Origin of the sequence: Pelomonas aquatica (assembly GCF_026712205.1) — a bacterium.
GTDB lineage: Bacteria > Pseudomonadota > Gammaproteobacteria > Burkholderiales > Burkholderiaceae_C > Pelomonas > Pelomonas aquatica.
Genome location: NZ_JAPPUW010000006.1, coordinates 235,297 through 259,196, shown reverse-complemented (window position 1 = coordinate 259,196; position 23,900 = coordinate 235,297). Strand labels below are relative to the sequence as shown.

The window sequence follows — 23,900 nt, the reverse complement described above, 5'->3', positions numbered from 1 at the left end:
GGCGCTGTGCACGCGCCTCTGTGATCTGGGTTGCATAGGTGCCCACCTGTTCGTATTGGTGGGCACCATCGTCACGGGTGCTTCAGCGCTGTTCAAGATGGGACGGCCGGACGCTCACGCGGATCCGGCTCATCGTGCTGGACCAGGAACTTCGAAATGCCGTCGGCGGATTGCGCGACATCCAGGCGCCGCAGTCGGAGCTGGCGGCTCTGGCATGGGCACCGCGCACCACGCTCTTCGTTGAGAACTTGGCGTGCGCGTACTGCCTCCCGGACCTGGAGTCCACCGTGGCAGTCGTCGGTCTTGGCCGTGCGATCTCGCTGGCGGCCGCGCTTCCATGGATACATCGCACCCGCATCCTGTACTGGGGCGACCTCGATACGCACGGATTGGAGATATTGTCCCTGGCGAGAGCCTCGTTTCCTGGAACCCGGTCGGTGCTGATGGACAGTTTGACCCTGCAGCGCTATCGGTCCAGATGGGTTCCCGAGGCTGCGCCAAACCGGCAAGCTGATAGAAGCCTACTGCTGTCTGGCGAGCGTGAGCTCTACGAAGCGCTGCTGGCCAACGCGTGGCCCGGCTGGAAAGGGGAGCAGGGCGTTCGACTGGAACAGGAGCGGTTGGACTGGAGCCATGTTGACGAGGAGCTTCGGCGGGTCGCCAGGGAGTCGTAGCTCTGCGTGGCGCTGAGGTAGGGGTTTGGCGGCTTGGCGATGCGAGGGAGTGACCAAGGTATTGTGTAGGCTGTGAGGCCAAGGAGGGCATTGACGATGAAGTTCGAACTTTTTCACGATGCGTCCAGCGAGTGGCGGTGGCGCCTCATCGCGTCCAACAACGTCGACATCGTCGCGGTCAGCGGGGAAGGCTACAAAGCAAAGGCGGATGCGCTGAATGGCATCAGGCTGGTCCGCGCCACCAACGACTCGACCGTCGTCTACGAGCAGAAGCCCGACGGCACATGGTTCAAGCACTGAGTGCCGAGACGGCTTGACGATTTGCCAAAGGGCTACGAGGTGATGGACATGGACACTTTCTCACGAAGGCATGGCCTCAATCGACCAGACCGGTCGAGCGGGCCTCTTCACCGAACTGAGGTCAACAACGCGCCGCCGCCGCAACAGCGCATCCCGGGGGTTGTGGTTCCAAGGGCACCCCGTCAGACTGGTTTTGCCCTCGGTGCTGTACGCGGGCATTCCGCCTGCGCTAGCAGGAGGGAAAGGAGCTTTGCATGAGCGACTACGCAGCAGGAGAGGACCGCGTTGGCGAGCTGGAGGACCGGCTCAAGGACGCGAAAGAGGTGCTGGAACCGCGGTCAGCCGCCTACCAGCGAATCAACGATGACGCGCTGAAAGAGGAGGATGAAGCTAACCCGGAATCCGCGCCCCGGGGTGAAGAGAAGTGCCGGACCGATGAGGCGTTGGACTGGGTTGACCAGGCCCAACAGCAGCTGACTTCGACGGACGCCCCGACGGAGGAGCTGCTTGACAGCATCGAGCAGACGGTTGAGCTCATTGAAGCGGTCATTCGCGACACGCCCGCAGATGAAGTGGCGCCGCGTGGGCTGGATGACGACGACGTGTATGCCTGGGACGGAGACGACCAAATTGCTTGCACCGAGTGAGCGCTGCCAAGGCTGCTAACAACTGATAGGAGAGCACGAAGATTTGTTAGGCGATTGGCCCTTCGGCCAGTTTTGTTCAACCCTTTCCCGCAGACCTGCCCACCTGCGCCTGCCTCGGTTCACTGGGCGAACCACGCTGTAGTCAAAGACCTTCGGCATTGGCCCCATCAAGCGGACTTGCCCGCTGGTGGCGATTTTTTGCACACGGGTGCACTTGCAAGACCAAATTTAGGCGCTCGCTCTGGTTGTGGCTGAATTCAGCTTCCTGGCCAGGGACTCGACGGAGCGAGATGCCAACGTGATGGCCCCTGGGGCGACAGCACCAGGGGCTTTTCTCTTTGTCCGGCGCGGCCGTCAGAGTTGCGCGCGGTCGCCCCACATCCTCAACAGCTTCTCGGCGTCGTCGCACGCATCGAGATGTGCCTCAAGCTCCGTGTCGCGGAGCGGCAGGCACTCGTGCTCTACCCGCAGCGCGCGCGGACCTTGCAGGGCGGACACAACGCCAACGAACCACGTCCCCGACGGGCGCGTCGACGGGAACAGGGTGACGTAGGGCGAGACGAATAGGGCTGACATCAAAGACTCCCGCGAGTGCGGAAAGCATGGAACCGTTCGCGTCGGTTTTCAAGCGAATCTGCACGAAGCTGACCTAAGGCGGCGGGGATGAGCGCGGCGACTCAGCGTGAGACACGTGCTCCACCACCAACCCGTCGTCCCGCAGGGCGATGACGTACTGGTCACCTGCTCGAACCGCAGGGAAGTAGCGATTCACGCCCGCGAGGCTGCCCGCCTGGCCGACTCGTCCGAAACCGAGCTCAGTACCGTCCGCGCTGAACAGCCGATGGTGTTTTCCGGCCAACTTCGCCTTGAACAAGCTGGGGACGGTGTACTGCTCGTTCCGCATCGTTGCCTCGGTCACCTTGACGCTGAACTGGTTTGCGTCCGTGTCGACCAAGCCGCGCGTGAAGCGCTCGCGCATACGGCGGCGGGCCGCCCCAAGCGCACCGTCACCGATGCGGCGCCCGCGCAGCTTGTACAGCCCATGCTCAATTCGTTCGACGATGGGCGAACTACCCAACACGTGGGCCAGAAGCACGTCTGTCATTCCAAGCTTGCCGATGACGACTTCCTTGAGTTCGATGCGGCAAGCGACCCCGTCGTGCGCCGTGATGACGTCGACGAGCGCCTGCTCAACACCCGACAGTGCACCGGTCGGGTCGAATCCCGGCCCAGGTCGATACCGGCCGCGCTGGACCACTTCGAGCCATGGCCATCCCTTGAACAGCTCGCGAAGTACGTGGACCGGCGGCGTTGCAAGGCCAAGCGTCGACTCCTCTCGGTAGAGCATCATGTCGTCGCTGGCCAGTGCACCTGCAATCTCATCGGTTCCGATGGAATCGTGGGCGATGGCCAAGATTTTGCGGACGCGAAGGGCGACAGAGCTGGTAGACGAATCCCCAAGCGAGAACCACCCTGTCTCTTCGTCCAGCCATCGGAAGCCGTCGGTGGACACCAGCGCAGCCGAGATAGCTTCTTGGCCCGGCGCAACTCCTTCTTTCAAGGCAAGGCGTCCAGCGACGCGGAGGAGGTTCGTGCACCCGAACATCGAGCTGTCCCTGCTTACGTGCCGAATCATGGCTTGGACCCAGTCAGCCTCATCGGCCGCGTGCACCATGACCACTTCCAAGAACTTCCCTCGAACGCTCGTACGAGTCTTCTGGCATCGAATCGGCAGCTTGTCGCGCCCAAGAACCGCTGCCCACGGAACGAGCGAAGCCATCCCCGCGTCGTCTCCGATAAATCGCCGTAGCTGTTCATCCAGGTCGTCGACCTGAGCTGGAGCAACTCGGGCTGCGGCGCGCAGGGCGCGGTCCAGTGCTGGTGTGGCGGGCTGAACCTCCGCCAGGTACTCCTCGAACGACTCGCAGATTTGCCGGATTCGTTCGCGGGTGACACCGAATTCCGCGCCAACGTCCGCCAAGATGCGGCCAGGCCCTGTCGGGCTGATGTGTCGGCGCAGGAAGATGGATACCCATCGCTCGATAGCCGCCGTGTCCGCACCCTTGGGTGCGCAATCTCGCGCAGCGGCAACTGCGATGTCCTTTGCCTCCTCGGCGGCAGTCAACTGCTCTGCTGCCAACAGTCGCTCGAGCAGCTTGAGGAACGACTCCGGCACGGTAGACCCTTGGACTTGCGTCCGAATCCAGTCCGGCAGCGGCGCGTCTGCGCCATGCCCAAAACGCAGGTCGTGGCTGCTGACGCCCTTCAGCCAAGGGAGTTCGAGTACGGCATCAGCAAGCTGTTGAAGTTCCGGCGTCACAGCTACGGGCGCCGTCTGTTCCATCAGCTCCGTTGGTGCGATTCTTGACGCCGGCGACGGCGGCTGCCAGTACATCGCCTCAAGGCGCGCAAGCAGCTCCAAGGTGCGCTCGAGTGGCAGGAACAGGTGTTCTTTGACCTCCCGTAGCGTCCAGACTTCAAGCGGCCGTTCTTCCGTCAAAGGAAGACGCTCGAGGCGCTTTCGGTCTCGGTCAGCGAAGCGAGTCTGCCACCCCTTGACCAAGCGGACGCCGGTAGGCTGCGACCAAAAGTGTTCAGCGCGGACTCGGGTGCGCTTGACGATGACCTTGCGCAGATTCGCGCGTTCGGTCTCGGTCAGGTCGCCCTTGCGAGCCCAGCGAACGAGCTCGGAGGGGTGGATGGGCCCCGCCCAGCCGTCCAGCGGTGCGCGAATCGAGGCTGCAACGAATGCCGGAACTACTTCAGCGTGACGCGGTGGGCCGACGTCACCTTCAGCGCGCGTGAGTGTTTTCATCTACGCGTCCTCCCGAGTCAACTGTACTTGCGCTCGTGTTTGACGCAGAGCAGGTAGAACGCTCGGTTGTCGAAGCCCGGCTCGCCATCCACATTGACCAGCTCGCAGCGCGCGGCCGCCTCGAAGCCCGCTTCGGCAATCAGCAGCGACCCCTCTTCCGGGTTACGGTTCTTGCGGACCCAGGGCTCCATCGGGAATCGCTCGATGAGCTTCGACAGCGCCGTCATGCGCACCGTGGCCGCGTGAATCTTCGGGGCGTCTTTTGGGAACAGCTTCGCGCCGACCATGACCTTCGCGGTGAATCCGTCGCGCCAGTCGTCTGCTTCGTCTACGCCGTCATGAACCATGTCGGCGTAGCGGAGCAGTTCGCTCCCAGTGAACTTCGGCTTGTTGTAGCGCTCCAGCCATTCCGGCGAGGCGTCGGTTTCTTCTTCAACTAGGGCCATCGTGCTGGAGCCATCTGGCAGCGCGCCACCCTGGGTCAACACGTCGACCTCGCGGTCGAATTCCAAGAGGGACATCGACGAAGGGCGCTGCATGCCCAAAGGCAGGTCCTTCACGAAGCGCAAGCCCATGCCGGCACTGACCACCAGGCCTGCGAAGCGAATCTCCTTGTTCAGGGACTGCAGAGCCGCCGGAGGCTTGTCGTACCAGCCGCGGCGTTCTGCGTAAGGGACTGCGCAAAGCTGCCGCAGGCGTTCAACGATGCTGGCCGGTGGCGTCGCAGCATCGAGAGGCTCGCCGACCACCGCATCCATACGACTCAGCCACATCGCGATGTCGCTGTGCAGCGGCAGCGGAATTCGCGGTGTCGCGCGTTGCGGCTGGAGCAGCGCGTTCGGGTCAATCTTCAATGCCTCTGCCACGGTCTGCAGGGAACTGAGGCATGCCTTGCCTTCAGACATAGCGCTCACGACTTCGCCGTCAATGTCATCGACGAAGAGGTGTGCCAGCTGAGTCCATGGCATGCCGGCTGCGGCTCGCGCCCGTTCCAACACTTCCAGGTTGAACTCGACCTCGCCGTAGCGGGGCACTGCAGCTTCTTGACGCAGTTCACGCGCCCAATCGGGCAGCGGCTTGTCCTTGCGGCGTTGGAAGAACGCTTTTCTTTTGAGGAAGCCGTCCCACTCGTCCTGCATCACGCTAAGGGCTTCAGGGGCGGAATCGGCGATGGGCGCGGGTAAGGAGCCGTCGTCGTAGAAGTCGGTTTCCAGGACTGAGTGCGCGTCGAGCGCCTCGGCGCTTGCGTCGGACACGACCTGGTAGACGTTGTACATGCCGTCGACCCATCCACGCAGGTCGCCTTCAACAACGCGGCGAACGCGCTCCGCAAGGCGTTCAACCTCCTGTCGGTCCTCGAACGTCGCCTCTGTCTTCCCTGCGTCGAGTGGCACGAGCAACAGGTTCCACCAGACGCCGCTCGCCTTGCTCGTGGCGCGGATTTGAACGTGAGTGCGACGGCAGCGCAGAACGACCAGCGGTGCATCGTCTTCGAACTGCTCGCGCAGACGTCGGCAGAACGCGTCAGCGGCTTTGGCGAAGCTGGTCAAGCGCTCGCGCTCAGGGCTGACCCCGGGAGCATCCGGTGTCCAGTCCGCCACCTCATACACGCCGCGGGTATCCAGGCCCAGGAAGCCCGCGCTGTCGCGCAACACAGCGACCGCCTTCAGGGCGTGCGTGTGCTTGATGTCGATGTTGAGGGGTGCCAGGCCGCTGCGCAACATCTTGGCGGCTGCCTTGGGGTCCGCGGGAAGGTCCGCGCAGAGGCGCTGGGCGTCAGATTCAGTCAGCCTGTGGTCGTGCGCCAGCAAGAAGCCGACGAGCGCACGTGCTTGGTCATCCAGCGGGCGCGCCGCTGTGACGGAAGAGTCGGGTGACATCGAATGTCTCCATACCGATGAAGCCGTGACGGACGGTGTGCGTTGCCCCGGCTTCGGTGTGGAAACACGGGTGTGGAGTGGTTTTGCTGCCTTTGCCGTACCTGGGCAGGCCCTTACGGCCCACCCGGCGCACACGCTGACACGCGGCAACTTGCGTTTGCCGCAACGGTATCGGAATGTTCAAGGGGTCGTCAAGGCGAACTTCATTGCGCCGCCAGAACGCACAAAGTGCTGAGCGCTAACGACTCGGCGAGCAGTTCGATGAAATCGAGACGCGTCCTGCGGTTCAAAGCCATGTTGTCGATTGAGAGTTCCTGATGTCTCCATGTAGCGACCTCGGCCGCAAGTCCGCTAGACGCAAGCGCTGGGTACAGGGCAAAATTCGGCCGCGTCTGACCGGGAGGTCAGACCCGCCGGACCAGAAGGACGGCACAGCCGGGAGCTGAGCACCGGCGCCCGCGGCAATGCAAAGGCAGGCACAGGGACTTTCCATCCAGGAGTCCTCATGCCATCAAGAATTCAGTCCCTTCGCCGCCGCGCCGTTGACGTCAGCATGGTTTGTGCTGCTACTGCGAGGCGCCGATGTGGCTCACCTCGCCCGCGGAGCTGCCTTCGGGCTCGCCAGGCAAGCGTGCAGCTCGGAGGCTTCTGTGCACGGCCGAGCACCTGACCGCACGCGCGGACGGTGGCTCAAGCAGTGCCATGAACATCGCGGCTGCCTGCTTGCACTGCAATCGGACGCGACATCGGCGCAAGCATCCACCGGACGTGGGCTGGTACCGGCAAGAAGTCGCCGTCCGGATGGCGCGACACGGGTGGCATCCCGCGTGGGTGCATCGCATGTGCACAGGAGGCGCGCCAATCCCTAGCTATCGGCTCACGTACTGACCCAGCCGTTGCAGGTGTCGAGCTCGGTTTCGCTGAACTTTTGGAAGGTGGTGTCGGTCAGCGCGAGGGTGGGCGGAGGAAACCGACTCCACGTAGCTGCGCGTGCAGACGCGGCCGGAAAACGCTATCCTTGCGTTTGGCCGGCTGAGCCGAACCTGCCCTCGGGTTAAAGCAGTCTGACTTCCCGCAGCCGCACGGACTTCAATCCGCGTCGATGCGTAATCGAGGGACATCGACGAAGCTAGATTGGAGTGCCGTATGGCAGCTATTCCCCTGGCCAAAACTCCCTTGGCCGCCCTCAAGAAGCTCGTTCTTGACGACCTCATCCAGGTCAAGTCCTCCCACGTCACCGAAGCGCTGGCCTACGCATTGGGGTTCCGCACGTATGCGGCTTTACAGGCCTCGATGACGGGGTCGGAGGAGGACCGCCCCTTCGTCCTGCTCGACACAGACCGCTTCCTGGACCGCATCAGGAGCTTTGGTTACGAGCTTAGGGCTACGCTGAACAAGCCATTGATTTCGACGCTGCGTCGGACCGACGCCCTACTTGCCTGACTTGACGGTGTTGCTCCACGCCAATGCCGCATTTTTCGGCAGTTTCGAGGCAGCAGGCGCGTCGCGCGCCCACTGCAGACGCACTCATGCCACCAGACGCTTGCGCGCCAGGTAGATGTTCGCCAAACCCAGCGCCACGAACGCTCGCGTCGCGTTCTTCGCCAGGCCCTTGTAGCGGACTTTGCTGAAGCCGAACTGCCGCTTCACCACAGCGAACACGTGCTCCACCCGCGAGCGCGTCTTGGACTTGATGCGGTTGACGATGCGCTCCAAGTCGGCCAAGCACCCTGTGCCCCTGACCCTCTGATTCGTTCGGTCCTTGGCCTTCGGCGCCTTGGCTGCAATCAACGCCTGCTGGGAGGCGTAGGCGCTGTCGCCGAAGACTTCCAGCTCCTCGCCGTGCAGCAGTTCGCGCAGCGGGTGCTTGTCGTGAACGTTGGCTGCGGTCACCACCGTGCTGTGCGCAAGGCCCGTCTGGCTGTCCACGCCGATGTGCAGCTTCATGCCGAAGAAGTACTGCTGCCCCTTCTTGGTCTGGTGCATCTCGGGATCGCGCTCGCCCTTGTCGTTCTTGGTCGAGCTCGGCGCCGAGATGATGGTGGCATCCACGATGGTGCCCGTGCCAACCTTCATGCCCTTGCTCTGCAGCACCTCGCCGACCTTGGCGAACAGTGCGGCGCCCAGCTTGTGCTTGTCGTCCTCCAGCAGCCGGCGGAACTTCAGCAAGGTGGTGCCGTCGGGCACGCGCTCGCGGCCCAGGTCAATGCCCACGAAGCGGCGCAGCGCCGTGCTGTCCAACAGCGCCTCTTCGCAGGCTTCGTCGGCGAGGTTGAACCAGTGCTGCACGAAGTACATGCGCAGCATGCGCTCCAGTCCGATGGGCGGACGGCCCTTGCCGGCCTTCGGGTAGTGGGGCTCGATGACTTCGCACAGCTCAGCCCACGGCACGATGGCATCCATCGTCTGCAGGAACACGTCGCGCCGGGTCGGCCGGCGAAATCGCTCGAACTCCGCGCCTTGATCCGCGGCGGCTGCAAGTGTGGCTTGCTTCATCTGTCAATCATCGCGACGCCGCTGCGGCCCCGCCACCAGACCAACCCGCAAGGCGGGACTTGATCAGCGTTGCCTTAGCCCAGAGGACGCCCGGTTTGACTTTGAGCTGTTTGGCGGAGACCCGCACATCGTCCGGACAATGCCAAGCAGCGCGTTCGATATCGAATACAAGACTGCACGTGACCGCGCTTGGCGGAACCTGATGGTGTTCGGCGTCAACGCCGCGCTAGACCAGCGTCTGTTCAGCCTGCGCCCCGGAGACGACCGCTTTGACGACACGTTCCGGCGTGGGCACCTGTTCGACTTCGTGCTTCCGAACGGTCTGCCGGCGCGCGGCTCGGTCGCCACAGCGGGTTTCGACGAACTGGCCATCCACGTCGCCGTGAATCCGAAGGGGGATAACGTGCGCTTCCATTCGGGCGGGTTTTCTGCTGGCGACGCGTTCGGAACGACTTGGCTCGAACGCCGTAACGGAGCCTGGCTCCAATCAACGCCCGATGGCTTTCGATGCCGCAAGGCGCTGCTTCCTGCCCTTGCAGACCTAGACGCCCAACCAAGGGGTTTCGGAGACCGCGGCAAGCTCATCATGTAGGCGGGCAGGGCGTCGGCGTGTTATCTTTTGATACGGTTGCCGTCGCCTGCCGCGCGCGCCCCGCAAGGGGTAGGACGAAGACGGACTGATTTTCTCGAGCCACCCCCCATTTGTGTTTCCCCACGGGCGGCCCGCAATGCGTGCACCGGTTTTGAACGCCCGAGGAGTGAAGCATGAATGTCCCGCAGCTGAAGCTGATGGCTGGCCTCGTCCGTGGCCTGCTGGAACAACACAACGTGCCCATCGGGCACTCCCAAGCGCTTGACGCCATCGCTGCCCTGCCCGGGCTGCGCAACTGGCCCGAGGTCATGGCGTTCCCGGACCGGGTGGCAGCCACCGAGCTGACCACCACGGCAACCGGGCGACTCTCGTACCGACTGAAGAGCCGCTACAAGCTGGACCTCACGCCGATGGAGCTGCTGAAGGCGCTGATGCCGCCGGAAGCGCAGACCGAGGTAGCGCCCGAAATCTGGCCCACCGGCCCGCGCCCCGGGGTCTACGTTGCCACGTCACAGGCTGCCATCGACGCGCTGTTGGCCAACTACACCGAGGCATCGGACGGCGCGTTGGTCTATGCCGAACGTGCCGGCTCACACTGGGAGAACTGCATCGACCTCGACGAGCAGGGGTTGTGGTCAAACGGCCTCCAGCGCGTGCCCAGCGGGACGCTCGTGGTGCTTGGTCCCCTGCGGCTGAACCAACAGAGTTGGGACGATGCGGCAGGGCGCTTCTGGATGGCCTGTGTGCTGGCGCTCGATTCAGGGCACCGTGTCGCTGTGCTGGTGGACACCCCGTCGCCTGAAAACCTGCTCGCGGACATCCAGCTCGCCGTCGACATGCGGCAGGAACAGGGTGCAGAAGTTCTCGACGGACTCACGGGTGTGGTGACAGAAGGTGGCGAGCTCGTCGAGCAGACCCCGTTCTCGCCGGCGCGGCCGTGGCCCACGCCCATCCCGAACACGGCCACCGTCGATGCCATCCCTGCGGACGTGCTTCCCCTCCTGACTAGCGCTCTTCGTGAGCGCAAGGTGGGAATCCTGGCTGCCGGCTCATCCGTGATTGAGGACAACTGGTGGGCCGCAGAGCTCGTGACCGCGCTGCTGGCCGTGACCAAGGACCACGGCATGGCGTGTCGCATCATGCCGCGCGACCGCAGCACGCCGGCGAAGTACTACCGGGTGCCCGAGCCCCTGATGGCATTGCCGTTCCTGCCGTCTATCGAATCCGCGTATGCCCAGGGCTACCGCCGCATGGTCGTGATGCCCAATTCTTCAGACCTTGAGTTGCTGGACTCGTACGCCGACGACGTGCTATTCATCTGCGGCGCCTACGGTGCGGACATCACGGAGACCCTGCGGAACGTCGGCGGCACCGGCTTCTTCGACCGCTCCCACACACTGTTCAAGCACCTCATCGCGGCGTTCGGAGTCTGCTACCTCGAAGGTAAGTCCAAGCCCGAGGTGGCCTGCGACGTCTATGTGCCCGGTACCGACAACCTCCCTCCCACGGACCTGCGCTACGGCGACATGGTCAAGGCGGTTCGGGCCCGGCGTGCTATGCGCTGGGAAGACCAGGTCGGCCCGCTGGTTGATTCCAAAGCGGTCACGCTGGCCAAGGTGAAGGAGGAGTACCGCCAGGTCGAAGGTCTGGACGAGTACCTCGCCGCGCGGACGTCGCGCACTGCGACCGGCACGGTCTGAGCGCAGCTGACGTAGCGACCGCAAATGTCAGGAACCACGGCACATCACCGGCGTCTCGACTGCGCCTCCCGAGCGTCGATCGAGGCAGGGCTGGCCGCCGTGTCTTCCTGCACTGTCGAAGACCTGCGGCGCTTCGTCGCTGACCCAACAAGAGAGGCGTTCTTCGAGGCTATGGTCAACGTCCATGTTGCCCGGTACGCCTACCGAGCGGTCTATGCGAGCCAGGCGCCCGAACCTGGGCTCGTCGAGGCTTTCGCAGGGGAGTCTCCGGTCTGGCGCAAGGAGGGCCGTAGTGGTGGTCTCATGTTCGGCGAACGCATCGTCAAACCGAAGTGGGAGCCCCGCGAGGCGGCCGACGACGAGCCAGGCGCCATTCCGGTCCGCTTCTGAGAGACCTGCCCTATCGACACCGGTCTCTGCAGTGCTAGAGCACTTCGTCCCTAATGAACAGGACGGCGGAATGCGTTCTGGCGGTACAACTGCCAGCTATGACGCATCCAGAAATGGCCGGCGAGAAGGACGAGGCATCGACCCTAGCGCTCATTGACCCGGAACAAGAACTCACACGAGGGGAGCGGCTCCGGTTCTCTGCACAGCGCTTGCTTTTTGAAGGAACCAACGACCACCACATGATGGTTGGTGCGTTGAACGGCACTCTGCTCGCGCTGAGCTTTCGCGACGACTACGGGCACCATACCTACGGCTCTGGGGTCATGGTCGGACCCGGCCTCGCGCTCTGCGCAGCCCACGTTCTTTACGAGAACGATTTCTACGTCAAGCTACAGAACGGCGGCGCAACTCTTGTAGCGCAAGCGCCCCTTTCAGACGGCGGCATGCTGCTTTGGACTGTGCAGCGGATGACACTGGTTCCTGACAGTGACCTCGCCATTCTGTCGATGTCACTCACCTCTAGGTACCCTGAGGACCGCCACTTCATGACCGCGTGGATGACCACGCGCATGCCTGCTGTAGGCGAGGTGCTGACAGTCACGGGCTACTCAGCATCCGGCGGTGGCACCGTCCCGATTGCGCGGCGCACTCGCCTCGAGATGTTCCCGCAGTGCCAGCTTGGAGCCGTCATCGACCGCTATCCCAACGGACGAGGCAGTCTGCTTCCAGGGCCTTGCCTGGCTGTTGATTGCGCAGTGCCCGGCGGAACGAGTGGTGGCCCCGTTTTCGATAGCAAGGGGTATCTCGTCGGGCTGCTGTCAACCTCGTACGAGGGCGAAGACAAGACTTCGTTTGTCTCGCACATCTGGCCGGCGCTCGTGCGCGCGAACACAGAGCCCGTATGGCCGCCGGCGCCGTATCCGCGCCCGTCTATGGGGTCGCTACTTCGGCTGGGAAGCGCCTTCGGTGTCTCCATCGAGCGTCCTGATGCTTTCAGGCTTTGTGCACCGGCCGGTACCGTCTCGCTGCAGTACGTAGCATGGGAGGATTCGCTGACGCTCGACCGTATCGAAAGCCTCGAGAAACGGCTCCCAAGAGCGCCGTTTGCGCAAGGCCCGGTTCAGTTGGTCAGCTATCCGCGCTGAAGATTCCGACAACTTCTGTCGGAACTTAAGACGGCCGGCGCCGGTCAGGTGCTGGCTTTCCCGTCCAAGCAAACGTCGCGCGACTTTAGGCTGCAGCTTTACGCTCGGCGCGCCGGCGTCCACAACACATCTGATGCAAGCCTCTGGACGCCAACTTTTGGGGTCGATACATCATCAAGTGTTGTGGCTTGAATCAGTACTCGCGTGCGCTCCCACTAACGCTGACCTCGGCCCGCGGGTTGGCGTCAATGCTAGTTATGTCGATGCGCGTGAGTCTGTATGGGTCCGCAGGCTGTCAGGAATAGATCGGCATTGCCGCTTCCCCTCGGTCAGTGAGGATGATGCAGGGAGCCTTGGAGTTGCGGCTGAGGTCGTAGCGCAGAATCTTCTTGAACGCGCGCCCTTCGTGGATCAGCCGTTCTACCAGTTGTTGCTCATCCATGTTCTCGACGGGCAGCCATTGCTGCGTCACAGGCATCAGGGAGAGTTTTGAGATGGTGGGCACGCCTGCGCTGCTGATGCCGAAGCTGGCGATCATGATCATGCGAACGCTTTCCGACGCACCCCAGATGCCGAGTTCCTCCGAGAAGTGCCGCGCCAAGCTCTTGTAGAGATTCCCATCAAGCGCGAAGCCGATGTCGGGCACTTGCTTGACCAGTGCATGGAATGCGTACCGTGCCGGTTCGATGGCCTTCACTTCTGCGATGACCAGATTTAGCGCCTGATGACCACCCAGAACCATGGCGGTCCGCGCCCAGCACGCGGACCTGCGTAGGCGGATCGCATCCTGATCCCCCGGTGTGAAGGGTTCAGGCACATAGAGCCTGCTCGACAGCGAGACTCCACCCACGATGTTCTGCTGCGCGGCTTGCTGGAGATGGCGCCAGACTGTCGCCCAACTCCGTTTCCCCTCGAACCCGGGGTGCCATCGGGTCAGATCGGCCTGGTCCCAGAGGTGATGTAGCAGTCCGCGGAGCGATAGACGTGGCAGACGGGATCTCGCAGCTCCGGCTTCGGTCACGTTTGGATGGCGCCGGGGCTCCCGGACGGCGCTCTTGGACAGCGCGAAATCCAGCCTCAGCGCGATCAACCCCGTGGACGGATCCTCACGGATCGCGGTGCCGAGAAGCGGTCGCAGGCCTGACTCGTTCGCTGTCGGTTCAAAGTGCGGACAGCTAGCCGCGTGCAGGTGCCCGGTTCCCGGCATGCGCTTGATGACGTAGTAGTCGGCCAGCTTGGCGATGTAGGTCTCGAGGCCGCCGGGCACGCAAACGCATCTGGGGCGCTGCTGGGCTGCATGCGCGCGGGTGATGGCCTCGGTGAATCCAGGCGATGCTCGGACGTGCTGCCGCCCTTCGATTTCGTAGACGGTCGCCTGACGCTCATCGAGCTCGCGATCAGACACGATGTCACCTCAAGAGCGCCGGGACTTGGCGGTCTCGCGTCCGGCTGGGTTCCGGCGTAGGCGGCAACATCGGGCGCTGAGGTTGAGCGGTCTTGTCGTAGACCTTGACCGAGGTCGTCTGGTCGCGACGGGCCCGTTCCGCCAGCTTCTGTTCAGCCACGGCCAAAACCGCTTCCCGCTTGGCTGCCGGGACGCCCTTGTCGATCAAGACGGCTTCCATTGCTGCAATTACCGCCTTCCGGCCGCCGCTGCCACGCGCCGACCCCTTTCCTGTCGGGTGGGATCCGCTGCTTTCGGCGTCGCTGCGCGTCGGCTCGATGCGATTGGTGAGCCGCGCCTGTTGCTCCCGCCGCAGGACTTCCATGTCGGCTGGATTCGGCTCATAGCCGACAGCCTTCACACCCCGGACCGAGGCCTCGAGCCAGACCAGGCGCCGGAAGTCCTCGCTGCCAGACACGCGGAGTCCGCTCCAGTTGCGCGCCTGCGCGACGTCGACCATTGATCGGGCCACCGACGGGCTGTTGGTGTCCGTTGCGAGCTTGAACGTGGATTCCGTGAACGCGATGCGGGATGTGTCGCCTCGAAATCTGTACTCGGTGTGGCCGATCGTCACCGGGCCTGCCGAGACCGGCGCCCGCTTGATGATGTAGCGCTCCCGCAGCGATTGCTCAAGCCTGGCAACGAGCGCAGCGCGTTCGGCCTGAAGGTCGATCTTGGCTAGCGCCTTTGCATCGGCCTGCCCCTGCTGTACTGCGCTCTTGTCAGCCTGCGTCTTCGAACTCCCTGTCGCTTCGGGCACCTCGTCTCGGGCCGGCCCCGGATCCAGCGGCCGCTCGGGTCGCGGCGCAAGCGTAGCCCCACGTCGCCATTCGTCGCCGACCTTCTTGACGGGTGTCCGGCTACCGTCGGCTGCGATGATCGTGAACCGACTACTGCCAAGCTGATCGGCCTTCGCGATGGTCGCCTCCAGCGTCCCAGGCCGATAGGTGACATCAGCGGACGGGTCTCGCAGTTCGTAGCGGTCCGCAGCGACTTCGGTCGGCGCCTGGAACTTCTGGATCGCTACCGCCGCGCGATTGGTCGGTTCGACGGCGCCCCCCGGCGTTGAGCCGCCCGTAGGGCTGGGAGTGCTGCTCTTAGCCATGATGTTCTCCGTCTGCCGAGGTGCGGTCTCGACGCAACAGCTCCTTCGCAACGGGAAGGGCGCGGTAGACCTCGATCTCCACGCGGCGGTTGAGGGTGCGTCCCGCAGCGCTGCCGTTGGCGGCGACGTGATCACCGGCCGGCTGATAGGTGGAACGGATCCGCGAAGGATCGACGCCTGCGGTCACCAGATATGCCTTGACGGCCTCGGCCCGCTGCCGGGCAATGCGTGCTTCCACGGGCGTGTCGGTGTTCCCGTCGGTGCGGCCGCGCAGGAGGACCAGCGGCGCCGTCTTGGCTTCGTCGATCAAGACGGTGGCACTGTCGAGATCCAGGTCGACGCGAGAGCTTCCGTACTCGAACTGCACGGTGTAGACGCTGTTGGCCTGGGGCGGCATCCGGTCACGTCCATGCAGATTCGCGAGGGCCTGCTGATGGGCAGCGACGCTCGCGAGCGTCGCTGCCGAAGCCTGCGCAAGCCTGCTGCTTTCGGTGGCGAGCATCCGGGTGTTCTGCAGATCGCTCTTGCAGACCTGCAGATCCACCGCCATGGCTGTGTTCACGGGCCGCCTGCGCGACTCGTCCACCGTCGGCGGCTTGGGCGGCGAGCTGCAGGACGCCAGAAGCGCCAAGGTCAGCATGAAGGGCGTGAGCAGGACGGTCGCGTGCATGGCGGATCTCATTCAGGAACAAGTGAGCTCGAACTCGGGGCGGCCCTGGTCTCCAGCGTGCTGCTCGGCGAGCAGCACGCCGTCTTCGTCGGCAAGGGCCTCCATCGCGCCGCCGTCGCCTGGGCCTGAGGGCGGCTCCGCGGTGAAGAAGTTCAGGAGGGTCTCGGCGAGCTTGTCGGCCGGGTCGTCGAAGTTGTCTGGGAGCAGCGAGAAGTCGTGGGCCAACTGCTCGATGTCCAAGCCCTCGCCGTCCGCCAGCTCGTCGGTGGCCAGACGCCAGCGTTGCTGCACGCGCGCCAGGTGGAGATCCAGGTTCATCGCCGGCACGGCCGGCGCCGGAAGCAGTCGTTCCTGGAACACCTCGTCTTGGTAGTAGCGGATCTTGTCCGCCAGGATGGGCTTGCAGTTCTCCACGACGATGACCTCGCGTTCGCTGCCGATTTCCTTGAACTCCTGGGGCATCAGCAGTGCGCGGCGCTGATCGCTATCGTTGCGGCTGATCGTCGTGTGGCCGTGGTTGCTGAAGGAGCGGCTGCGCCCTCGTGAGGTGGCCTGCTCCGTGAACGTGCCGAGCATCGCGCTGTACTCGTCGGCGTCCCGCTGCTCGCGCGGCGCGAACAGGATCTGCAGGCCGTGGTTCGTCGCGAAGGTCCGAGCCTCCTTCTCGCCATAGACCGCGTCGAGCTGGGACATGGCCTGTACGACCGTGAGCAGCCGCAGGTCGTAGCCGGCCAGGAAGGCGGCCGCGTTCGTGATGACGCTGACGCGGCCCATGGCCGTGAACTCGTCGTTGACGAGCAGGCACTGGTAGCGCAGCGTCGGATCCTGCTCGGGCAGGTGGCGCGTATTCAGGCTGACCAGCTGGGAGAAGAAGAGGTTCAGCAGTGGCTTGGCCGTGGCCAGGCGGTTCGGCGGGATGCGCACATAGATGGACATCCGGCGGCGACGGACATCGGCCAGGCAGAAATCGTCCGCGCTGGTTGCCGCATCGACGATGGCATCAGCGAAGACCGTCAGCGGGGCGTTGAACGTCGCGACGATGCTGGACAGCGTGTTGTCGGAGTTCGACAACAACCGCTGCAGCGCGTCGGTGCACTCCTGGGAGAAGGGCCGCGCCGCTTCGATGCGGGAAGCGATGAGCGCGGCGAGGTGGGCGCTCAGCGGTCGGCCCTTGCCGGACGACTGGCGCAGCATCTCGCCGACCGTGCGTGGCAGCCCGGGCGACTCCAGCAACATCAGGCCCAGGCCGAGGAAGAGGTTGCGGGCCTGGTCGTTGAAGAAGGCCTCGGACGACGTGCCGGCGCCGTCGCTGGGGAAGAAGACTTGGCCGATGGTCAGCAGGTCGCCGACACGGTGAAGCTCGCTGGTCCGCACGGCGCTGAGTGGGTTCCATCGGTGGCTGTGCCCCTCTTCGTTGAAGGGCGCAAACGCATAGACCTCCTGGCCACGAGCAGCGCGGTAGCCGGCCGTGATGTCGTAGTTCTCGCCCTTGACATCCAGGGCGACAACCGAGTCCGGCCAGTTCAGCAGGTTGGGGACCACGGCGCCGACGCCCTTGCCGCCGCGAGTGGGCGCTGCCAGCAGCACGGAAAGCTGGCCTCGAAGGGAGAGGAACCGCCCTTGGTGCTTGCCGACCAGGATGCCCGGTCCCTCGCCACCGGTCAGGCCAGCACGCGCGACCTCCGCAGGTGTCGCGAACCGCGCAGCGCCGTGCAGGGGACGCCGCTGCTGGGCGGCAGCCACCAGCGCCAACGGCAGAACGACGAGCAGCCCACCTGCGGAGGCCGCGATCGACAGCTGCAGCTTCTTCCGCTGCTTGACATCGCTGGCGTAGAGCCGCCAGTAGCCGGTGATGCTCGAGAAGCCGGCCTGGGCGGGGTTGGCCTTGTTCAGCAGCAGGAACAGGACGCCGGACAGGTAGAGGGCGGCGCAGGCAAGCGCCGCGTAGCTGGCCACCCCGAAAAGGATGGCGACTATGTTGCGGCCAGTAGACCAGGGCGCCGAGGGCAGTGCGCGTGCGGCTCTCATAGCAGCGACCCCTGGCGATCGTCCACGCGACCCATGCGCTGGGTGCGCGGCTCGTAGTGGATCTCGGAGATGAAGCGACCGTTGTCGTCCCGGTCGAACTGGACGACCACGTCCACCACCAAGTGCAGCAGACGTTTGATCTCGTCCATCGTCAGGCCGCCGCCGGCGCCGGTCTCGCGGATCATCAGCGCCATCTGTTCGAAGGCGAGCGCGCAACTGCCGGCGTGGACGCTCGTGATGCTGCCGGGGTGACCGGAGGCGGCCAGGCGCACGAAGTGGAAGCATTCGTCGCCGCGGACTTCGGCCAGGAAGATCCTGTCTGGCTTCATGCGCAGGCAGGCCTCCAGCAGCGACTTCGCCGTCACGCGCGCGGTTCCCTGGCCGTCTTTGCTGTAGAACAGGTGGACGACGTTGGGGTGGCTGGGCAGCGTCAGCTCAGCCGTGTCCTCGATGGTAATCAGACGCTCGTCCTTCGGTACCTCTTCGATGAGGCCTTTCATGAACGTGGTCTTGCCGGACCCGGTCCGTCCGCTGACGACGATGGTCTGGTGCCGGCGCACGGCCAGACGAAGGAAGTCTGCGTAGCGTCGTGCGGTCTTGAGCTGCAGCAGTTCGAGTTCAAGCAGCAGGCTGTGGCGGTCCGCGCCCACTCTGTCGGTGAGGTGTTCGAAGAGCCGCTCGCGTTCGAAGTCGTCCAGCCGCTTGATCAGCTGGGTAGGCTTGCGGATGGTGATCGAGACGGTGTCGCGCGACACGGCCGGCGGAATGGCGAACTGGATGCGCTCGCCCGTCGGCAACGTCGCCGACAGCAGCGGCCGTTCCTGGTTGATCTGCTGGTCGCAGTAGGTGGCAACAGCGTTGGCCAGCGACAGGCAGCGCTCTAGGGTGAGGGCCGGTGCAGGGACGATGTGCCACCCGTCGTTGCCTTCGATGAAGAGTTGGCCGGGACTGTTAACGCAGACCTCCATGACACCGTGCGCGTCCAGCAGTTCCCGGAGCGGCCTGAGGAACTCCACGACGGACGTGGCATCGCCGCGCCAACCTTGGTCGTCGCCGGATGGTTCGGGCCTGTCGGTGTCCATCGCATCACCTGGCGCTGAGCGGCCCGGCCGTCGGCACGAGCTCGTAGACGGTCGAGAAGTCGACATCCCGGGCGACTGCGATGCCCACAACGCCACCCTGGTTCTGGTAGATCAGTGGCGGGATGTTGATCGTGCTGTCCAGCACCTTCTCGGCCAGCTTGCTGGTGTTGGAGGTCGTGGACGGCAGCACAATCGTGTCGGCCTGCCGATCGTTCGATTGGCTTTGGATGACCAGCTTCACCGAGTCGTCGATCAGCGACAGCAGCATGGCGGCGCCGATGCGCTCGCCCCAGCGGTTGTCGACGTATCCATCGATGCCGGATTCGCCGAGCTGGCCAGTCGCTGGCGAGTCGATGTCCACGACTACGCCGAACGGCGTGCGGATACGGGTCCAGAGCACAGGGATGCGCACGGCACCGGGGCGTACGGAGGCGATACGGTATTCGCCATCGATGTGGGAGGCGCGCTCGATGAGCACCACTCGGCCATCGTCCCCGTACACGTTGCGCAGCACTTGGCATGACACCAGGCCCGAGGCCGCGGAGATCACCCGCGTCTTGAGCGCGCAAGTGAAGGCCGTGCCCTTGGGAAGCGTGAGGCTGCGGTTGCCGAGCATTCGTGCGGCCACCTTTGGCGTGGACGACCCCAGCAGGGCGCCTCCCAGGAGACCGGTGGTTGCGGCGGCCGGAGTAGGGGGCGTCGACAGGCTCGACAGCAGAGGAGATGGCGTGGTCGATGAGACGCCGCCCGTCGCCGCTCCGGCCGTCTTGGTCAGGATTTCCAGCAGCCCTTGCAGCTGGCGCTGATAGCCCTGCAGGTTCTTCGATGTCGCCGCCAGCGGATCGTGTGCATCGCCTTCTGCTTCAGGCAGTTCCAGGCCGCTGGCGGATGCATTTCGGTTCGCCTGGGCGCTGGGCGTCGCAGATCCAGGTCGCGAGCTCACGAGCAGCACCGGCGCGTCTTCGGGCGAGGTTGCCTTGGTGCCAGTGCCGGCCTGCGAGTTGCTCCCTGTCCGCCTAACGCCGATGGGTTCGGCGACCTCTTGGTCCGTGGTCGCAATCGCCGGAACCTTGATCGCGGTCACCGGCGACGAAGCGGAGGCAGGGAGCGACGCAAGCTCCAGCTTCCGTGGTTCCGCGGTTGCGGCGGCCGGCCTGTCGCTGACCTTTTTGCTGTCCTCTGGCTTCCCGTGTCGGGCGCCGGCCGTGAACCTTTGGATGCCCACGGCTGACACGGCGACGAGGCTGCCGATCAGCAACACAACGGCCAGCAGACCTTTCTTGGAGATCGCGGCGCTCCGCGGCGCAGCGACGTCGGGTAGCCCCAGCTCTCCCGGCAACGGGGCGATGCCGTCGCCAGGCTGGGGCGAGTCTTCGGGTTCAGCGCTCGGGCGACGATCGGCGTTCATGGCGTTGCTCCCTTCGTGTCGGAGGCAGGTGCGGCTCGGTCCGCCCTGAGGACGCGCTGCACGCCGGGCACCGTCGTCCCCATGGCAGGAGGAACACCGTCGATGTCGAACGCGTCGTTCCACAGCCCGATCACGGCGCTGCCGGCGCGCAGCATGAGGCGACGGCTGACGCGGTCGACGACCAGGAGGTTGTCCTCCATGCGGGCATTGGCCAGTGCTTCGGTGCCGTCGCCCAGCACATGGAACACCGCGGGCACCTCCCGGTTGCCCGGGAAGCGAAGGTAGGTGAAGCGGCCGTCGTCGAACACGAGATCCGGCGCGATGTCGCCTGACCCTCGCCCCTCCGCCATCGAGTACTGCGCGTTCATGACCGCCGGTTTGGCCTGCAGCCGTTCGGCGACCACCTGCTCTGTTGACAGTGGCAGTGGTGCCAGCGGCAGCAAGGGAAGCGTCGCCGCAGGTTGGCGAACGACGCGCACGACCGGCGGCGGTGGGGTGATGACCAGCCGGTAGACAGGCTGCGTCGCGTCTCCGTCGGCAAGGACCATGAACCGCAGGTTGTGCACGCGCCGATCGGTCACCACCGCCAGGTTGTTGGCGGCGCTGGCCGAGCTCTTAGGCTTGACGAACAGCGTCCGCCCGCCGGGCTGTGCGGCGACGCACCATGCTGCCTCAGGCTTCGTGCAGTCCGAGCCTAGGCCTGCGCCGACTTCGGAGATGGCTTCATCGGCGCCGAGCACGACCAGGGTCACGACGCCACGCTTGACTGGGACCGTCACGATGCCGTGTGCGTCGTAGGCGACCTCACGCAGGCGCGAGTCGGCGTTGGCGGTGGTGCTTGCCGTTGTCGCTGCCAGCAAGAGCAGATGGGCGGCCATTGCGGGAGGGCGGCGGATCATGGCTTGGCCTCCGCAGTTGTCGCGTTGATCTCGGGGTCAGATCGGTAGGCGGTGACGACGAAGCCGAGCGGGTTCTCCAGCCGGTCCCGTTCCTTGGCGAGCACCTTGGGCTGGTACTCGTAGACGATGCTGGCGACGTGGCGAGTCTTCACGTCCGGCACGTTGCGCTCGGCCTGGTGCACGACCTTTTCATAGGTGACCGTCGCTTGGCCGTGGTTGCCGGTCCGTCTGGCGACATCGAGCCGGACGTTGCCGACGTTGATGTGCCAGTCCGTGGAATCGGCCAGCTTCTTGTGCAGCGCGTCCGGGCCTTCGAACTGGCGGTTGTAGGCCTCGAACACGGCGGGGACTGACATGCGCGACACCTGATCGAAGTCGCGCTGCAGGAAGGACCAGTTGTAGCCCTCGCGAGCTCGCAGGAAGACGGCCACGTAGTGCTTGTCCAGCGCCTCGCTCGTGGGGATGGTGTCTACGCTGAGCCGCTGCTGCACGGTCGTCTCGCCCGTGGCCTTGTCGACGACGATGGGGATCTCGACGGTGTTGCGCAGCGGGCCTTGGACGAACACGGCGCCGACGCCCAGTGCTGCGAGCGTCATGCCGCCGATGGCGACCCGCCAGGCGCGACGTTCCGAGCGCTCAAGCATTTCAGCCCGGTCGATTTCCCAGGCGCTGTTGGAGAGATGCGCCGTGCCGGCGTCATCGGCGGGTGAGGGTGTGGCGTGAGCGAGCCATGCGGCGGCTCTGCCTGTCGTGGAGACAGCATCCATGGGGAGACCTCGGTGGGCTTGAGGGGGCCGGCGTCAGTGCAGGTAGTCGGACACCTTGCCGGTGCGGTTCAGCATCTCGTACTGGCGCTCTCGGTCGCGCGAGCGCGCGATGCGTTCTTCACTTTCGGCCATGCCTTGCAGCATCTGCACCTGTGACTGTTCGTGGGCCAACAGCGCGTTCTCGGCACCGATGCGGGCCTGCAGCTCCTGGATCGACTTCGGGTCGGTCGTGGCGTTGATCTGGTTCATCAGCGCCTGAATCTGGCCGAGTCGTCCGGACGCGCGGGTCATGGCATCCTGCAGCAGACCCTTGTGCTGGTACGGCTGGGCGAGCGTGGCCTGGCACCGGGTCCGTGCGTCGCCGGCCAGGTCCAGGCAGTTGTAGACCAAGGCGGCATCGCGCAGCGACTTCGCCGTCGCGCCCAGGCCGGCGTAGCCGGAGGCGTCGATGGCGTGCAGCGTCTCGAAGGCCTTCGCCGGCACGTAGTTCATCAGGGCGGTGCTGTTGAAGACGTTGCCTAGATTGCGAACACCGTTGATGCTGGTCAGCTGCGCCTGCATCTGTTGGATCTGCTGGACCTGGTTGGTGATCAGCGTGACGTCGTCGAGCACCTGCTGGATCGTCTGGACCAGATTGGCGATGTCGATGACGGGGATCCCCGAGGCGTGGGCGCTGTTTGCGCCTGCGATGGCGACGATCGCCGTGGCGAGCTTGTTCCGGATTCGCATGGTGTTTCTCCTTCTACGCAGGGTTCAAGTCCGGCCACGCATGGCGGCGAGCTTGTAGGCGGCCGTCCTGACGGCGCCGTATCCATGTCGAGCGAGGGCGCCAGCGCCGGTTGCGGCCGTGCCGGCGAGGCCGCCGGCCAGGGGCGCGGCGGCTCCAGCGGCGCGGCCCGCGGTGTAGGGGAGCCCGACTCCAGCGCGAACGACGCCGCCACCTGTGCCGGCTGGGCCCCTGCTGCTACGCCGCGACCGGAGGTTGGACGACGCCATCAGGACGTTCTGGATCATCTGGACGCCCTGCTGCACCGCGGCGCCGCCAGTCAGCGCAGAGGCCAGGTTGGGGGCCTGGAAGCAGATGATGGCCATCAGGATCATCAGCACGCAGTAGCGCGTGGCCTCGCCCAGCACGTTGAATGTGCCGCCGAGGAAGCCGCCGCCGTCGTGGATGGCCAGGAATATTGCCTCTCCCATGAATGTGCTGAGACCGAGGGCGAAGAACGCGAACCAGGCGAGAACTGCGGCGTTCAGCACCATCGAAAGCCAGCTGTCGAAGAAGCGCGCTGTGGGCCGCCAGGCAAGGCACAAGATGAACAGTGGCCCCACCCCGATCACGAAGGTCAGCAGGACCTTGGCCAGCGTCACGACGAAGAGCGCCATGCAGAGGAACAGCACCGACCCGATCGAGAAGATGCCTGCAGCGAGAAGCAGGTCAAGCCGGAACATGCCCGCCTCCTTCATGATGTCCGCGGTCTGGGAGCTGGCTTGGTCGTTGAACTTGTCCAGCAGCGCATAAGGCGTAGTGATCGTGCTGGGATCAACTCCCGCCGGCAGGAATGTCGAAGCGACGCCCATCGACAAAGCGTTTGCCGTGTCGGCGACGTTGGAGATGTAGAAGCCGCCCTGCAGCGCGAACGCGAGCACCAAACCGATCTTGAAGATCTTCCAGGTGAAGGCAGGAATCGTCTCCGAGACCTCGTTCCTGACCACGGCCCATCCGTACAGAATGATCCAGAGCGTCATGACCGTCAGCGCAATGGGGGTGAGGGCCGCGCACAACGCCGACACCACGCCCAGGACGTAGCCGTTCAGAAGGACGTCGAGCTTTGATCCGAGCCAGGCAAACATTGGGAAC

Annotated in this window: 23 protein-coding genes; 9 read left to right on the top strand and 14 right to left on the bottom strand. The window is 64.7% G+C overall.

The window, feature by feature from the left end; translation table 11 throughout:
• Nucleotides 1-38: 38 nt before the first annotated feature.
• The 3 genes from NYP07_RS08765 (at nt 39) to NYP07_RS08755 (ending at nt 1,621) form a co-directional block, all read left to right on the top strand.
• Nucleotides 39-674 carry a Wadjet anti-phage system protein JetD domain-containing protein gene (locus NYP07_RS08765; RefSeq protein WP_338091306.1) on the top strand — a complete coding sequence of 212 codons (636 nt, stop codon included), beginning with the start codon at nt 39-41 and terminating at the stop codon, nt 672-674.
• Between the two features lie 96 nt (nt 675-770).
• Complete coding sequence (locus NYP07_RS08760) at nt 771-974, top strand: YegP family protein (protein ID WP_268149449.1); 204 nt, start codon at nt 771-773, stop codon at nt 972-974.
• A 254-nt stretch (nt 975-1,228) separates the two neighbouring features.
• The gene (locus NYP07_RS08755; RefSeq protein ID WP_268149448.1) at nt 1,229-1,621 is read left to right on the top strand and encodes a hypothetical protein; all 393 of its coding nucleotides are present in this window, start codon (nt 1,229-1,231) and stop codon (nt 1,619-1,621) included.
• A 354-nt stretch (nt 1,622-1,975) separates the two neighbouring features.
• Here NYP07_RS08755 and NYP07_RS08750 read toward each other — a convergent pair whose 3' ends face one another.
• From NYP07_RS08750 to NYP07_RS08740, 3 genes are all read right to left on the bottom strand, one after another.
• The gene (locus NYP07_RS08750; RefSeq protein ID WP_268149447.1) at nt 1,976-2,197 is read right to left on the bottom strand and encodes a hypothetical protein; all 222 of its coding nucleotides are present in this window, start codon (nt 2,195-2,197) and stop codon (nt 1,976-1,978) included.
• 73 nt (nt 2,198-2,270) lie between these two features.
• Nucleotides 2,271-4,436 (bottom strand): hypothetical protein, encoded by a 2,166-nt coding sequence (locus NYP07_RS08745; protein ID WP_268149446.1) that lies wholly within the window; start codon nt 4,434-4,436, stop codon nt 2,271-2,273.
• Between the two features lie 17 nt (nt 4,437-4,453).
• Nucleotides 4,454-6,316, bottom strand: a complete 1,863-nt coding sequence (locus tag NYP07_RS08740) for a hypothetical protein (protein ID WP_268149444.1) — start codon at nt 6,314-6,316, stop codon at nt 4,454-4,456.
• A gap of 582 nt (nt 6,317-6,898) precedes the next feature.
• Here NYP07_RS08740 and NYP07_RS24120 point away from each other — a divergent pair.
• On the top strand, nt 6,899-7,204 hold the full coding sequence (locus NYP07_RS24120; RefSeq protein WP_378990521.1) for an HNH endonuclease: 306 nt from the start codon (nt 6,899-6,901) through the stop codon (nt 7,202-7,204).
• Between the two features lie 258 nt (nt 7,205-7,462).
• The gene (locus tag NYP07_RS08735) at nt 7,463-7,759 is read left to right on the top strand and encodes a hypothetical protein (RefSeq protein WP_268149442.1); all 297 of its coding nucleotides are present in this window, start codon (nt 7,463-7,465) and stop codon (nt 7,757-7,759) included.
• An 84-nt stretch (nt 7,760-7,843) separates the two neighbouring features.
• Here NYP07_RS08735 and NYP07_RS08730 read toward each other — a convergent pair whose 3' ends face one another.
• Nucleotides 7,844-8,812, bottom strand: coding sequence for an IS5 family transposase (locus NYP07_RS08730; RefSeq protein WP_268149440.1), 969 nt, complete (start codon nt 8,810-8,812; stop codon nt 7,844-7,846).
• Between the two features lie 202 nt (nt 8,813-9,014).
• Between NYP07_RS08730 and NYP07_RS08725 the strand changes: the two genes are divergently transcribed.
• The 4 genes from NYP07_RS08725 (at nt 9,015) to NYP07_RS08710 (ending at nt 12,639) form a co-directional block, all read left to right on the top strand.
• The gene (locus NYP07_RS08725) at nt 9,015-9,404 is read left to right on the top strand and encodes a hypothetical protein (RefSeq protein WP_268149438.1); all 390 of its coding nucleotides are present in this window, start codon (nt 9,015-9,017) and stop codon (nt 9,402-9,404) included.
• A gap of 173 nt (nt 9,405-9,577) precedes the next feature.
• Nucleotides 9,578-11,104, top strand: coding sequence for a hypothetical protein (locus NYP07_RS08720; RefSeq protein WP_268149436.1), 1,527 nt, complete (start codon nt 9,578-9,580; stop codon nt 11,102-11,104).
• A gap of 24 nt (nt 11,105-11,128) precedes the next feature.
• Nucleotides 11,129-11,494: a hypothetical protein gene (locus NYP07_RS08715; protein ID WP_268149434.1), complete on the top strand. Its 366-nt coding sequence runs from the start codon at nt 11,129-11,131 to the stop codon at nt 11,492-11,494.
• Between the two features lie 98 nt (nt 11,495-11,592).
• Complete coding sequence (locus NYP07_RS08710) at nt 11,593-12,639, top strand: trypsin-like serine peptidase (protein ID WP_268149432.1); 1,047 nt, start codon at nt 11,593-11,595, stop codon at nt 12,637-12,639.
• 295 nt (nt 12,640-12,934) lie between these two features.
• Here the strand turns inward: NYP07_RS08710 and NYP07_RS08705 are convergent, their stop codons facing one another.
• The 10 genes from NYP07_RS08705 to NYP07_RS08660 are packed head-to-tail and all read right to left on the bottom strand — an operon-like array spanning nt 12,935 to nt 23,893.
• Entirely contained in the window at nt 12,935-14,044 is a 1,110-nt protein-coding gene (locus NYP07_RS08705; protein WP_268149430.1) for a DUF1173 family protein, read from the bottom strand.
• Nucleotides 14,045-14,048: 4 nt separating this feature from the next.
• Nucleotides 14,049-15,188, bottom strand: coding sequence for an LPD7 domain-containing protein (locus NYP07_RS08700; RefSeq protein WP_268149428.1), 1,140 nt, complete (start codon nt 15,186-15,188; stop codon nt 14,049-14,051).
• A complete protein-coding gene (locus tag NYP07_RS08695; RefSeq protein ID WP_268149426.1) occupies nt 15,181-15,858 on the bottom strand; it encodes an OmpA family protein in 678 nt (225 codons plus the stop codon). The genes NYP07_RS08700 and NYP07_RS08695 overlap by 8 nt, the downstream gene beginning before the upstream one ends.
• Before the next feature lie 12 nt (nt 15,859-15,870).
• Nucleotides 15,871-17,886, bottom strand: a complete 2,016-nt coding sequence (locus NYP07_RS08690) for a type IV secretory system conjugative DNA transfer family protein (protein WP_268149424.1) — start codon at nt 17,884-17,886, stop codon at nt 15,871-15,873.
• The gene (virB11, locus tag NYP07_RS08685) at nt 17,883-18,968 is read right to left on the bottom strand and encodes a P-type DNA transfer ATPase VirB11 (RefSeq protein ID WP_268149422.1); all 1,086 of its coding nucleotides are present in this window, start codon (nt 18,966-18,968) and stop codon (nt 17,883-17,885) included. The genes NYP07_RS08690 and virB11 overlap by 4 nt, the downstream gene beginning before the upstream one ends.
• Nucleotides 18,969-18,972: 4 nt before the next feature.
• On the bottom strand, nt 18,973-20,376 hold the full coding sequence (virB10, locus tag NYP07_RS08680; protein ID WP_268149420.1) for a type IV secretion system protein VirB10: 1,404 nt from the start codon (nt 20,374-20,376) through the stop codon (nt 18,973-18,975).
• Complete coding sequence (locus NYP07_RS08675; RefSeq protein WP_268149418.1) at nt 20,373-21,254, bottom strand: TrbG/VirB9 family P-type conjugative transfer protein; 882 nt, start codon at nt 21,252-21,254, stop codon at nt 20,373-20,375. The genes virB10 and NYP07_RS08675 overlap by 4 nt, the downstream gene beginning before the upstream one ends.
• Nucleotides 21,255-21,271: 17 nt before the next feature.
• Complete coding sequence (locus NYP07_RS08670) at nt 21,272-22,042, bottom strand: VirB8 family type IV secretion system protein (RefSeq protein WP_268149416.1); 771 nt, start codon at nt 22,040-22,042, stop codon at nt 21,272-21,274.
• A 33-nt stretch (nt 22,043-22,075) separates the two neighbouring features.
• Nucleotides 22,076-22,771, bottom strand: coding sequence for a TrbJ/VirB5 family protein (locus tag NYP07_RS08665; protein ID WP_268149414.1), 696 nt, complete (start codon nt 22,769-22,771; stop codon nt 22,076-22,078).
• 24 nt (nt 22,772-22,795) lie between these two features.
• A complete protein-coding gene (locus NYP07_RS08660) occupies nt 22,796-23,893 on the bottom strand; it encodes a TrbL/VirB6 family protein (protein WP_268149412.1) in 1,098 nt (365 codons plus the stop codon).
• Between the last annotated feature and the right edge of the window lie 7 nt (nt 23,894-23,900).

Excerpts from the sequence above, each read along its gene's own strand:
- NYP07_RS24120 (WP_378990521.1), top strand. The coding sequence starts at position 6,899 with ATGTGGCTCACCTCGCCCGCGGAGCTGCCTTCGGGCTCGCCAGGCAAG.
- NYP07_RS08665 (WP_268149414.1), bottom strand. The coding sequence starts at position 22,771 with ATGCGAATCCGGAACAAGCTCGCCACGGCGATCGTCGCCATCGCAGGC.
- NYP07_RS08670 (WP_268149416.1), bottom strand. The coding sequence starts at position 22,042 with ATGGATGCTGTCTCCACGACAGGCAGAGCCGCCGCATGGCTCGCTCAC.
- virB11 (WP_268149422.1), bottom strand. The coding sequence starts at position 18,968 with ATGGACACCGACAGGCCCGAACCATCCGGCGACGACCAAGGTTGGCGC.
- virB10 (WP_268149420.1), bottom strand. The coding sequence starts at position 20,376 with ATGAACGCCGATCGTCGCCCGAGCGCTGAACCCGAAGACTCGCCCCAG.
- NYP07_RS08740 (WP_268149444.1), bottom strand. The coding sequence starts at position 6,316 with ATGTCACCCGACTCTTCCGTCACAGCGGCGCGCCCGCTGGATGACCAA.
- NYP07_RS08750 (WP_268149447.1), bottom strand. The coding sequence starts at position 2,197 with ATGTCAGCCCTATTCGTCTCGCCCTACGTCACCCTGTTCCCGTCGACG.
- NYP07_RS08695 (WP_268149426.1), bottom strand. The coding sequence starts at position 15,858 with ATGCACGCGACCGTCCTGCTCACGCCCTTCATGCTGACCTTGGCGCTT.
- NYP07_RS08660 (WP_268149412.1), bottom strand. The coding sequence starts at position 23,893 with ATGTTTGCCTGGCTCGGATCAAAGCTCGACGTCCTTCTGAACGGCTAC.
- NYP07_RS08755 (WP_268149448.1), top strand. The coding sequence starts at position 1,229 with ATGAGCGACTACGCAGCAGGAGAGGACCGCGTTGGCGAGCTGGAGGAC.
- NYP07_RS08675 (WP_268149418.1), bottom strand. The coding sequence starts at position 21,254 with ATGGCCGCCCATCTGCTCTTGCTGGCAGCGACAACGGCAAGCACCACC.
- NYP07_RS08690 (WP_268149424.1), bottom strand. The coding sequence starts at position 17,886 with ATGAGAGCCGCACGCGCACTGCCCTCGGCGCCCTGGTCTACTGGCCGC.
- NYP07_RS08700 (WP_268149428.1), bottom strand. The coding sequence starts at position 15,188 with ATGGCTAAGAGCAGCACTCCCAGCCCTACGGGCGGCTCAACGCCGGGG.
- NYP07_RS08760 (WP_268149449.1), top strand. The coding sequence starts at position 771 with ATGAAGTTCGAACTTTTTCACGATGCGTCCAGCGAGTGGCGGTGGCGC.
- NYP07_RS08745 (WP_268149446.1), bottom strand. The coding sequence starts at position 4,436 with ATGAAAACACTCACGCGCGCTGAAGGTGACGTCGGCCCACCGCGTCAC.
- NYP07_RS08715 (WP_268149434.1), top strand. The coding sequence starts at position 11,129 with ATGTCAGGAACCACGGCACATCACCGGCGTCTCGACTGCGCCTCCCGA.
- NYP07_RS08720 (WP_268149436.1), top strand. The coding sequence starts at position 9,578 with ATGAATGTCCCGCAGCTGAAGCTGATGGCTGGCCTCGTCCGTGGCCTG.
- NYP07_RS08710 (WP_268149432.1), top strand. The coding sequence starts at position 11,593 with ATGACGCATCCAGAAATGGCCGGCGAGAAGGACGAGGCATCGACCCTA.
- NYP07_RS08735 (WP_268149442.1), top strand. The coding sequence starts at position 7,463 with ATGGCAGCTATTCCCCTGGCCAAAACTCCCTTGGCCGCCCTCAAGAAG.
- NYP07_RS08725 (WP_268149438.1), top strand. The coding sequence starts at position 9,015 with ATGGTGTTCGGCGTCAACGCCGCGCTAGACCAGCGTCTGTTCAGCCTG.
- NYP07_RS08730 (WP_268149440.1), bottom strand. The coding sequence starts at position 8,812 with ATGAAGCAAGCCACACTTGCAGCCGCCGCGGATCAAGGCGCGGAGTTC.